Here is an 11873-nt window from a genome sequence, read left to right as displayed (position 1 = left end):
TGGCTTCCAGCCCGAAAAACCTCGGGATTTTTAAGGGGTCGCACCCCTTAAACCATCGGAGATACCCTCCCGAACCCGGCGTGACGACCCGGCCCAGCCAAAGGCACCAACCCCGTGCTACGACCCAGCCTGTCCGTGCGCGCCGTCCTGATCCCATGTACGGGTGAGGTTGCGGTTGATTTTACGTTGGAGCACTTCGTTGAGGTCCATGCCCATCACGTTCGCCAGTTGTGCGGCGTAGATGATAACGTCGGCGATTTCGTCGGCCACGGCGTCGGGGTTGGCGTCTTCGGTCCACTGGAAGCACTCCAGCAGTTCTGCCGCTTCTATGGAAAGGGATACGGCAAGGTTCCTTGGCGTCTGGGGCCGCTTGGACTGCGCCCCGTCCCAGCCATTCTTCTGCGCAAGGTCTGCTACGGCCTGCGCCACGTCGTCCAGTTGCATATCTCGCCTCACTTGGCAGTCTCTTGAATTTCACAGTTGCGCCGATGTAGGCAACGGCCCACCGGCGAGCCGAGGGTAGGCCTGTGAATCGCGAAAAGCAACCGGGGACACGAACGAAAAGCGGGGCGATGAGGAAGGGGAGATCACGGGTAAGGGAGCGGCAACGCGGACGGGAGAGAGACAACAAAAAGGGCGCCCTGCCGCTGCTGCCAGCGCAGGACGCCCTTCAACGTGCGTATTCAAGGAATACGAGCTTCACCCAATTGGCACAAGGCTCCACCCGGCTGCGCCTCCGCCCGCACAGCGGCCGCACGTCTCACAGTGAGCACGCGCGGCGACTTGCGAGGCAGTCTTCTGCACGGAAGACCTCACCGCCTACGGAAAAACCCCGCAAGCGGCCGAATGACGCAACATACGGCGCTCTCCGCTCACGCGGAGAGCTTGCCGTTTTTAGATGGTCTCAAGGTATGCCTTAAAGGCAGGCAGAGCGGGCTTGCCGTCTGCAGTCGTCACACCATCCAGCCACTTCTCGTACATTTCCGGATGGTTTTTGAGCCACTGCATGCCTGCTTCCTTGGTCTTCAGGCCATCGTCGTTGTGCAGAGCCACCATGATTTCATTCATCATGCTGATGGGGAAAACCAAATTCTTCAGATATTTTCCCACGTTCGGATGTTCATCCACAAAGCCGGCGCGCACATTGGTATAAATGGTAGCCGAACCGTTGTTGGGACCGAACGTCTCCGCAGTGCTGCCGTCAAGGTAGGTCATGTCGATGTTCTCGTTCATGCTGTGCGGTGCCCAGCCGAGGAACACGATCCACTTTCCAGCCTTGGCGAAGGACTGCACCTGGGCGAGCATGCCGCTCTCACTGGAGGGCACGAGCTTGAAATCACCCAGTCCAAACATATCATCCTCGATCATCTTTTCGATGACCGCATTGCCGTCGTTGCCTTCCTCGATGCCGTAGATGCGGCCTTCGAGCTTATCGGCGTACTTGGCAATGTCGCTAAAGTTCTTCAAGCCACCTTCCGCGACGTAGGTCGGGACGGCGAGGGTGTACTTGGCACCGGGCATGTTGGCCACGTATTTGACCACAGTACCCTTCTTGAAAAACTTGTTGGCCATGGTCTCCATGGTGGGCATCCAGTTGCCGAGGAAGACGTCGGCTTCCTGCATGTCCATCGCCTTGTAGGCGATGGGCACGGACACCAAGAGATTCGTGGCCGAGTACCCAAGACTGTTCAGCATTTCTACTGCGATATCAGTCTTGATGGATACGCCCGTCCAGCCGATGCTGACGAAACGTACCTCGTTGTTCTTGGCGTGAGCCACGCCGGTGAAGGCGAACATGAAGAGAAGAAGCACTACTGTCATCAACTTCCTTGGGCCTTCATCAAACATCATACCTCCTATGTTGCTGTTAACGGGGCCATGCCCCGCTTGTGCCGTGCTCCGCCCAAAACAGTGCGCGCCGGAAAGCGGCGTATGCCGGAATCGATCCGGTTCCCTGCGCCCCCGCGCCGCACGCTGTCTGGGTGACCAGCCGCCGCCACAATGACGAACCCGGCCGGACGCCGCGCGAAACGTTCCTTCCGCGCGGCACTGATGACGAACACTCCGCCAACAAAATGGCACGCCACGGACGGCTGCCTGCACAGAGGCACTCCGCCGGGGCTGTGTCCACGTTGCTGGCGGCATCCGCCACGGGAACACTCTCGTCCACATGAAAAAAGGGGAGAACACTCCTGTGCTCTCCCCTTTTGTGGTCTATTTACCGAACCAGTTCACTGGCTGGGTGTTGCTGTTCTGGAAGATGTGCTTCACTTCGGTGTATTCCTCAAGCCCCATGCGGCCAAGCTCGCGGCCAAGGCCGGACTGCTTGTAGCCACCCCATGGTGCCTGTGTGAAGTACACGTTGAAGTCATTCACCCACACGGTGCCGAAGCGCAATGCGCGGGAAACGCGCTTGATGCGGTCGGGGTCGCGGGTCCAGAAGCCAGCGGACAGGCCGTAGACGGTGCTGTTGGCACGCTGAACGACTTCCTCTTCGGTGGAGAAGCGTTCCACGGTGATAACCGGGCCGAACACTTCTTCCTGCACGATGCGCATGTCGTTTTCGCAGTCGGCGAACAGGGTGGGCATGTAGAAGAAGCCCCCCTCCAGCGCCGGGTCGTCCGGACGCTTGCCGCCGCAAAGCAGGCGCGCGCCCTCTTCCTGACCAATGCGGACGTAGTCCTCAACCTTGGCCAGATGCTCGGCGGAGATGAGCGGTCCCATCTCGGTCTTTTCGTCGAAGCCGTAGCCCACAACGATGCGGCTGATGCGTCTGTGCAGTTCCTCTACGAAGGCGTCGTAGATGTCGTCCTGCACAAGGATGCGGGCGCCGGCGGAGCAAATCTGACCAGCGTGGAAGAACACGCCGTTGAGCGCGTAGTCCACCGCAAGGTCGAAATCGGCGTCGGCGAAGATGATATTGGGGTTTTTGCCCCCAAGCTCAAGGGCCATCTTCTTCACGTTGCCGCTCGCGGCCTGAATGATCTTTTTGCCGGTGTCGATGCCGCCCGTAAAGGATATCAGGTCCACATCCGGGCTTTCGGACAGTTCGGCGCCCACGGCGGAGCCGGGGCCGAGTACGGTATTGACCACTCCCTTGGGGAATCCGGCCTCTTCGGCCAGTTCCGTGACCTTAATGGTCGTCAGCGGGGTGATCTCGCTGGGTTTCATGACAATCGTGCATCCTGCGGCCAAAGCCGGGGCCATCTTCCACGACGCCTGAAGGAGCGGATAGTTCCACGGGGAAATCTGCCCGCAGACGCCGATGGGTTCGCGTACCAGTTCACTGGTGGAGTCCGGAATGGGCGAGGAAATCACCTCGCCGCCTTCCTTGTCCGCCAACCCGCCAAAGTAGCGGAAGATACCGGCGATGTCATCCATATCCCAACGACTTTCTTCAACTGTTTTGCCTGTGTCCAGGCTCTCCAGCCGGGCCAGCTCCTCGCGGTCGCGCTCTATGAGGTCCGCCAGACGGCAGACGAGGCGGCCTCGCTCGGATGCGGGGGTGTGCGGCCACGGGCCGTAGTCGAAGGCTTCGCGCGCGGCGGCGATGGCCTTTTTGGCGTCATCGCGGGAGCCTTCGGCCACCACGGCCACACCGCGCCCGTTGCCGGGGTCGATGATTTCCGTGGTGCTGCCGGACTCGGCATCCACCCACTGGCCGTCGATGTACATCTTCTTCTGCATCATATTGCAGGTCTCCTTGCGGTCTCGGGGTCTACTCGCCCTGTTCGTGCTTGTAGAACGGCGCGGGAGAAGCATCCAGCGGCGTATTGCCGAGAATCTTATCCGCGGCCTTTTCGGCGATCATCATGACCGGAGCGTAGATGTTGCCGTTGGTGATAAGCGGCATGATGGAGGCGTCCACGACACGCAGGTTTTCCACGCCGTGCACCTTGAGGTCGCTGTCCACAACGGCCATGTCGTCATAGCCCATTTTGCAGGTGCAGCTGGGGTGGTAGGCGCTTTCGCCCTCGCGTGCCACAAAGTCCAGAATCTCTTCGTCGGTCTGCACATGTTCGCCGGGGGCCAGCTCGCCGCCGCGGAACTCGTCAAACGCGGACTGCGTCATGATTTCGCGGGTCTTGCGGATGGCCTGGCACCATTCGCGGCGCTCCTGCTCGGTGGAGAGGTAGTTGAACAGGATGCTGGGGTATTCCTTCGGATCGGCGGACTTGATCTTCACATGACCGCGAACGTCGGTGTTCATGGGGCCAACGTGGACCTGATAGCCGTGGCCCTCGTTAGGCGCTGAGCCGTCGTAGCGGATGGCGATGGGCAGGAAGTGGTACTGCAGGTTCGGGTAGTCCACTTCGTCGTTGCCGCGGATAAAGCCGCCGGCCTCGAAGTGGTTCGTGGCCGCAGCGCCCTTGTGCAGGAACAGCCACTCGGCGCCAATCTTGGGCTGATTGCGGTACTTGAGCGACGGATACATGCTGACGGGCTTCTTGCAGGCGTACTGGACATAGAGTTCCAGATGGTCCTGCAGGTTCTCGCCCACGCCGGGCAGGTGCTGCACCGGGTCAATGCCGAGGTTGGACAGCTCGTCCGCATTACCGATGCCGGACAGCTGCAGCAGCTGCGGGGAGTTGATGGCGCCACCGCAGACGATGACTTCGCCGCCGTATGCCTTGACGCCCTTGCGGAAGCGGGTATCGTACTCGACGCCCACGGCGCGCTTGCCGTCGAAGAGAATGCGCGAGGTCTGCGCGCCGCAGCGGACCTTGAGGTTGCGACGGCTGCGCACCGGGTGCACATAGGCACGGGCGGCGTTCCAGCGGCGACCCTGATAGATGGTGGCGTCAAACTTGGAGAAGCCTTCCTGACGGTAGCCGTTGACGTTGTCCACCACGGGGTAGCCAGCCTGCTGAACAGCCTGGAAAAAGGCGTTGAACAGGGGGTTGTCGCACTCGGGGGTCGTCAGGTACAAGGGCCCGTTGGCGCCGTCGTAGGCGGTTGCGCCGTCCATGCGGGTTTCAAACCGGCGGAAGTACGGCAGGCAACGGGCGTAGTCCCAGTCCTCAAGGCCATCGATTTTGGCCCACTTTTCGTAGTCCATCGCGTTGCCGCGGATGTAGATCATCCCGTTGACGCAGCTGGAACCACCAAGGACCTTGCCGCGGGGCTGATAAATGCGGCGGTTGTGCATGTGCGGCTCGGGGTCGGACTCGTACCACCAGTTGTAGGTCTTGCCTGCGAGGGGGTAGGTCAGTGCCGCGGGCATATGGATGCGGAAATCCAGACGAAAGTCCGGAAGACCGGCTTCCAGCACCAGCACATTGTTCTTGGGATTCGCACTCAAACGGTTGGCCAGTACGCTACCGGCGGAACCGCCACCAACAATGATGTAATCATACATCTTTTTAGCCATGGGACCTCCTGCTCATGTCGTCCTGCCAGACGGCATGTTCGGTTCAGGGCGGCCCGCCGCGCATATCCTCTGCCAAGGAGCGGCGGGCTGTCCTTTATAGTGTTGCGTTGAATTCCGGCCCGTCCGTCGCCACACGCTGACGGGCCGTCCTTGCCGTGCGCGCGCCGCGTGCGCCCTTGTTTGGGCCGCGTTGTGGCGCGCTTTCTTTTGGGTGCCGTCATGGCCGCGAGGCAGCCATAAACGCCGGGAGAATGGTTATGAGGAGAACGCACGCGAGAGGAGCGCTCCCCCGGCGGTCACCGTGGTGACCGGCTTTTCACGGCTTTCCTGCACAAACCGGGCGTCGCTGATGCTTCGTGGTACGGCTTAGGGCTGTCATGGCGCACACCTAGCGCAGCCTTTTCCACACACACATCCTGCCAGCCCCGGGCCGTCCGCCTTCAGCGGCGCCCGGTTTGTGCAAGAAACCCTTCTTCTCCCCTTCTTTCCTGCGCCCTTACGGGCGATGCTTCCCACTTTTCCTTGGCTGGATATGCCAGCCTTTTCGCCGCGTTGGCCCCACTCTGGCGCGGGCCGCGGCGTGCACTCCTCCGGCGGGGCGGCGCGGCGTCTGTGGAACGTGACATCCGCGCCACCCCGTGCGGCACAGGGCAGTGCCGATGGCGCCGCCGGGATAATGGGCACGGCAGCGCCCGGAGGTGCAGTGCAACCAGTAGGAGAGTACCGGAAGTGCCTTAGGACGACGTCTCGGTTGCCTCGTCCGAGGACGTGTCCAAAAATTCCGTCACACCGGGGCGGCCTTCGGCGCTTCGCGCCTCCACACACCGGCTGAGCAAAACATAGTGATGACCGATGTACGACAGCGCCCGCAGCGTTTCGCCCTGCGCAATCTCGCGCGCGGTATCCGTCCAGTTGGAGACGGTGGCCTCACGGTATTCGGGCATTTCGTATAGCGCGAAATCGTGGGAGCTAAAGCCAGACTGCAGCGCACGCATCACCCACTCGAACACGGGATTATGCGCCATGTTCGCCAGCAGGATGTTGAGTTCCCTGTCCAGCTCGCCAAGCTGGTTCAGGTCCGGATTCGGCGCTTCCAGCATCTTTTCCAGACGGTGCGCGCCGTCCACAAGCTGCTGCTTTTCCTCTTCCGTTGCGCGGGAGATGGCCAAACAGGTGATGGCGCGGTCAATGCTCTCGCGGAACTCGATAATGCGGTCGGGAGCCACGGAGTGCTGCTTCAAAAACAGCGCGAGGGACTCACTGACGTTGTCGACTTCTATCTGTTTGATATATGCGCCGCCCTTGGCGCCCTTGCGGATTTCGATAAGCCCTTTCTGCTTAAGGGTCCGCAGGGCCTCGCGGATGACGCCGCGCCCGGTCTGAAACAGGCTTTGCAGCTCACGTTCGCTGGGCAGGTGCTCACCGGGCTGAATGCGCCCGCTGGTGATGGCCGCCTCAATTTGCAGGGCCACATCCTCGCTGGCGCGACCAATCTGCGCCGGAGTGAATGCCAAGACCTTTTTCATCTCTGTCTGATCCATGAATGGTATGACCTTTCTGTCCAAATATGCCAGCCGCCGGTATGGCGACGAAGCGTGCAGCCAGCCCATTTCTTGCGAAATCTTCACCAAACTCAGTTAACGTGCACAGCTGCACCATCTGCGCGGCATCCGTTGCCCCGTCAAATGGTCGGACCAAACTCTGCACAATACTGGAATCGCTGTCAACCCTTTCCCCGGGGTTTGGTCGGACCTTTCCCCCGTACAGAATCCAGAAGGCGGCATCGGTGAAAAGACTTATCTCAATAAATCAAGCCTGTTACGCTTAATGCATTGTTCCAGTGCCACCCCACACATTTTTTTCACATCGCTTTGGTCGGACCTTTCCCTACCGCTATGGTCGGACCATTCCACATCCTCCCGGCATATGGGCACAAACAAAAACACCCCCGTGTCTGCCGCCACAGAGGACGAAAACACGGGGGTGGTATGGCTCTGACGGAGCAAAGCCCTGCTATCCGGGAAAAATCAGACCTTAAAGTCTTCCTTGCGGTAGCCGTATCGCGTCATGAGCTTGCGGAGCTGGCGCGGACTGATGCCTGCGGCCTCGGCGGTCTTGTTCATGCGCCCGTTGTGGGCGGCAAGCTGCTCCTTGAGGTAGTGCCGCTGCGCGCTCTCCTTGGCGCTTTCGCAGAACTCCGCAAGGGTTTGCGTCAGGTCCAGCGGCAGGCTGGCCGCTGGCGCGCCACTGGCGGCAATGTCCACGGGGAAGCTCTCGGGCGTCAGCACATTGGAGCGCTCAAGGATATAGGCGCGCTCGATGAGGTTTTCCAGCTCTCGCACGTTGCCCGGCCAGTCGTATCCGGCCAGCGCGCCCAGCACTGTGGGGTGAATGCCGCGGATGTCCTTCATGTGCTGTTCGTTCAGCTTGGTTAAAAAGAACTCCGCCAGCATGGGGATGTCATCCGCCCGGTCCCGCAGCGACGGGATTTCAATGGGGAAGACGTTCAGGCGGTAGAACAGGTCCTTGCGGAACTCGCCCCGCGCGCATAGCTCGCCAAGATCAATATTCGTGGCGGCGATGATGCGCGACTTCAACGGAATATCCGCGTAGCCGCCCACACGCTGAAACACCTTCTCCTGCAACACTTGGAGCAGCTTCACCTGCGCGGACGGCGTCACAGTGCCGATTTCATCAAGGAATATGGTGCCGCCGGCGGCCACCTCAAAGCGGCCGAGCTTGCGCTTCACCGCGCTGGTGAATGCGCCCTTCTCATGCCCAAAAAGTTCGCTCTCGATAAGCGTATCGGGAATTGCGCCGCAGTGCACACTGACAAAAGGCCCGGAACTGTGCGCGCCAAGGGCGTGGATAAGGCGGGCGATAACGCCCTTGCCCGTCCCGGTCTCGCCCGTGAGGAGCACAATGGACGACGTTGGCGCCACAAGGCGCGCCTTGTCGAACACGGCGCGCATGGATGGCGTGCGCGTCCCCACAACCTGCATAAAGCGCCCCACGCCGACCTCCGCGCGGAAGTAGTCCATCTCGGTCTGGAGCTTGAGGCTTTCGTACAGGCTTTCCAACACATAGCGGACCTCGGTCCGGTCCAATGGATAATTGAGGTAGTCGTCCGCACCGGCCTTCACCAGCCTGACGGCGGCGCGCAGGCGCTCCGGCGGCGCAAGGATAACGATTTCCGCATGCGGACTGGTGCGGGCAATGGGCGCCAGCGCATCCACAAAGGCCTGCGCATCGCCATTGGTGGGCGGCACATCCAGCATGGCAACATCCACAAACAGCGTATCGTACTGCCTGCGCGCCAAATGGTGGCCGAACTCCTCCCGCTTCAAGGCGGTATCTATGGTGGGCGGCGTGGTATAACTTTCGCGGATGATGCCGGATACGGCGGCATCCGGTGTCGCTACCAAAACACGTTTCATCGTACTTTTCTCCAGGAACTCCGGTGGCGGCACTGTACGTCCGGCCCGTCCCCCCTTGCAACCAAAATCAGCACCCCGCAGGCTGGGGCGCGAGAGGTCCGCCAGCTTCCTGCATTCAAAACAGCGGAGACCCCGCCGGCATTAACCTGCGGAGTCTCGTTCTGCGTGGGAAAAACCCTGACGGGTGGCGAGGATGCCCTACCAGTCGTCATCCTCAATCCAGTCGTCCAGCTCGGGCGCGTCGATGACATCGAAGCTCTGTACCGTCAGACTGAAATGATCGCGGCTTTTGCGCACCGCCCCCTCGGCACGGATGTATTCATCAACATAGTCGAGCAGGCGGGCACCCGGACCGGCATGCTCCACCACATACTCCCTGTTCTCATCCGTAATGACCGACACCGTGACGATTTCTTCATTCTCGTCCCAACTGTACGGCCCAACATACCCCTCAATGGTCTGCAACCCCGAACGTGCCTTGGTCATTCTCATCTCCGAGGGTCAATTGACCCTTCTCTGGTAAAGATCACTTCTCTCAGTGCTTCCGGCGCACATGTACAGGCACGGGAACTACCGCGTGAGCGCCGGCACCAACCGGCACGGAAACACTCATCCGGGCGGCATGCGCGCGACACCACACCGCACACCGCATGACAATATCCGTCGTGGCCGCCATGGCGACTGTCACCGTCAAAGAGGTCGCAACCGTGGCCCCTCCAAGGATCATAGCCGCGCAGCCAAACAGCACGACATCGAAAGACAGATACACCGCACCGGCAGAGGCTTGCAACCTCTGAGACAGACATCTTGCGACAATATCCAGCCCGCCCTGCGACCCATGCGCCAGCAGCACCAGCCCGGTGCCAAGGCCCATCACCATGCCGGTAGCCACAGCGCCCGCCACAGGGTTTGGAAACGTTACCCGTACGTCGATGGCGTCTATGCCCAAAGACAGACACAGCATCCCGTACAGACTCACAAAAAAGAAGCGCCGCCCAACCAGCGCCCCGCCCAGCACAAACAGCGGTGCATTCAGCACCAGCAGCCACATACCGGGAGTCGCCCAATCAGACAGACGGTGCGCCAATAGCGCCGCCCCAGACAACCCGCCAAACACCACACCCTGAGGAATGGCCATGGCCTTGCACGAAAAAGCCGTGATAGTCGCCCCAAGGGTCAACAGCATAAGGCTTGCCGCCTCGTGGGATACATCCCGAAATTGCACTCTGCGCATCGCGTTCCACCTATTCATAAAAAACTCCCGCCAGGATGCGCTGTCCGGGCGAGGCGTCACGCAATGAGCACGCTCTGTGCCAAGTCTATTTAATCAATAAAAACAGCATGTTATACTTTTATTTTCTTATCAAAAGAGGAATTCGGGGTTCCGCTTTTACCCATTTCCTACCCCTTTTCTACCTGATAGACACTTTAACATGCTTAAATATAACACTCTTTTTCGTACCCAGCCCCCAACTCAAACCGGAACTTGCAGGACCGGATTTATGGAACGGGAACACTGGGTTCTCCTTTTTTCCGGCCCTCTCGTATCCCTTTCGTTCTCCGCCCACAGAATTTTCAACCTGTTACACACATTTTGTCCTCCCCCCCCCTGCACAGGATCTGTGCAACCCACTGCACGCGTTGCACTTTTTCTGTGCGAACCCTTGCACCATGCACACTCAGGCGAACAGCCGCCAAGTTTGTAATGACTTGGAATTCTTATCTTTTCACAGTTGGCACGCCACTTGATAAGAAGAGGGACAGAAGGCACGGGAAGCCTTCTGCAACCATCAAGCTCTCTCACAACTTCCCTCTTCGACGATGCGGGCGAGGTCAGACCCTTTCCTCCAACCGTATCGAAGACATATAACCTCCTCCTAAATGGTGTAGAAAAAGAAACCGAAGCATCAAGCATCCTCTTGCGAAGGGCGGCCGAATCCATCCGGCCGCCCTTTCGCTTGTGGCGGTTTTTTCCGCAATACCCGCGCGTTACGGGTTGCGGGGTTTGGGGCATCCTGTTAGGGATATCGGCAAGCGGATGTTCCATTTTATCCGTGCTTTCAGCGTTATGCAGGTCAAGGCCTCGCGGCCGCTGGACGCAGCGCGGCGCACCGCACGTCCGAATGCCCGGTGTGGACATCTGCGCCCCATTGTCCCGCGCAATACGCCGCGCACACGACCACTTTTTGGCGGTAGAGGACGGGAAAAGCACCAATCGGCCAACGGCACACCACACATTCGGTCCACCACACGACCCGCCGCTGGCCACGCCGCCACAAGACGCCCCGTTACACGTAACGGGGCGTCTTTCTTTACCCTCTTGCCCCTTTTGGCCAACCTTGGTACCACATATCCAGAGAGCTTACCCAGCGCGGGGCAGACGCCGCAGACACGGGGCAAGGCCCGCGCTTTATCACAACGCGACCATCACCAGACGTCCGCCACGGACTGACGCCCGCCGCGCACGCGGCCACTCGCGAGACTTCGGGAGGTTATTATGGGAAAGACCAAGTGCCCCCACTGCCACCACGACATCACAACCGAAACTCGGTACTGCCCCTCGTGCGGCGTAGCCATTATTCCGCCGACGGTTTCCTCATACGGACTGGATAGACCGCTGCGCGCCCTTGGCGTCTTTCTCGTCATTATGGGAGCGGCGCTCTTCGCCCTCAAGGCAGGAGAATCGCAGGACGCCATCACCATGGCCGGAGTAGGTCTCTGCATCGCCATCGCTGAGGGCATTGTTCATTTGTTTCGGCACGGCTAGCGCCTTCTGCCGGCCAAGACGGCGCCGCGCATCGCCTCCACGCGGCGCGCCTCCCCCGTGCGTGGGCGGATTCTCCGCGCGGTCTTTGCCCCTGCCCAGCCCCGCCCGCTCCCTTTCGCGCTACACCGCCCCTCTTCCGCATCACCGGCCATGTCCGCCCCCCCGCAGGTCTTGCCCTTTCACCCACGCGGCAATATACTTCTTCCGCGTATCAGCGCAGCGCACGCTCAGCCTTCACGCTTCAGCTACACGGGCTACCGTTCTCAGCTTTCCTCCCCCCTACGCCTTCACACACGCC

At 60.3% G+C, this 11873-nt stretch carries 9 protein-coding genes; 1 reads left to right on the top strand and 8 read right to left on the bottom strand.

Translation table 11 applies throughout. The annotated features are described in order from the left end of the window. Nucleotides 1–117: 117 nt before the first annotated feature. The 8 genes from ACY69P_RS08330 to ACY69P_RS08295 form a co-directional block, all read right to left on the bottom strand. On the bottom strand, nucleotides 118–444 hold the full coding sequence (locus ACY69P_RS08330; protein ID WP_462327150.1) for a nucleotide pyrophosphohydrolase: 327 nt from the start codon (nucleotides 442–444) through the stop codon (nucleotides 118–120). A gap of 450 nt (nucleotides 445–894) precedes the next feature. Continuing rightward, on the bottom strand, nucleotides 895–1821 hold the full coding sequence (locus ACY69P_RS08325; protein ID WP_462327149.1) for a glycine betaine ABC transporter substrate-binding protein: 927 nt from the start codon (nucleotides 1819–1821) through the stop codon (nucleotides 895–897). A gap of 393 nt (nucleotides 1822–2214) precedes the next feature. Continuing rightward, nucleotides 2215–3690: a betaine-aldehyde dehydrogenase gene (gene betB / locus ACY69P_RS08320; RefSeq protein ID WP_462327148.1), complete on the bottom strand. Its 1476-nt coding sequence runs from the start codon at nucleotides 3688–3690 to the stop codon at nucleotides 2215–2217. 28 nt (nucleotides 3691–3718) lie between these two features. Continuing rightward, complete coding sequence (betA, locus tag ACY69P_RS08315) at nucleotides 3719–5371, bottom strand: choline dehydrogenase (protein WP_462327147.1); 1653 nt, start codon at nucleotides 5369–5371, stop codon at nucleotides 3719–3721. Nucleotides 5372–6105: 734 nt separating this feature from the next. Beyond that, the gene (locus ACY69P_RS08310) at nucleotides 6106–6912 is read right to left on the bottom strand and encodes a FadR/GntR family transcriptional regulator (RefSeq protein ID WP_462327146.1); all 807 of its coding nucleotides are present in this window, start codon (nucleotides 6910–6912) and stop codon (nucleotides 6106–6108) included. A gap of 486 nt (nucleotides 6913–7398) precedes the next feature. Continuing rightward, on the bottom strand, nucleotides 7399–8808 hold the full coding sequence (locus ACY69P_RS08305; protein ID WP_462327145.1) for a sigma-54-dependent transcriptional regulator: 1410 nt from the start codon (nucleotides 8806–8808) through the stop codon (nucleotides 7399–7401). Between the two features lie 198 nt (nucleotides 8809–9006). Beyond that, a complete protein-coding gene (locus tag ACY69P_RS08300) occupies nucleotides 9007–9294 on the bottom strand; it encodes a hypothetical protein (protein WP_462327144.1) in 288 nt (95 codons plus the stop codon). Nucleotides 9295–9343: 49 nt separating this feature from the next. After that, the gene (locus tag ACY69P_RS08295; protein WP_459899699.1) at nucleotides 9344–10042 is read right to left on the bottom strand and encodes a YitT family protein; all 699 of its coding nucleotides are present in this window, start codon (nucleotides 10040–10042) and stop codon (nucleotides 9344–9346) included. A 1263-nt stretch (nucleotides 10043–11305) separates the two neighbouring features. On the opposite strand from ACY69P_RS08295, the gene ACY69P_RS08290 reads away from it, so the two are divergent. Further along, nucleotides 11306–11575, top strand: coding sequence for a zinc ribbon domain-containing protein (locus tag ACY69P_RS08290; protein ID WP_404844819.1), 270 nt, complete (start codon nucleotides 11306–11308; stop codon nucleotides 11573–11575). Nucleotides 11576–11873 lie beyond the last annotated feature (298 nt).

This window comes from Desulfobaculum sp., from assembly GCF_054921475.1.
Note: the sequence above shows the minus strand (reverse complement) of the source record. Positions and strands in the feature narration are given on the sequence as shown.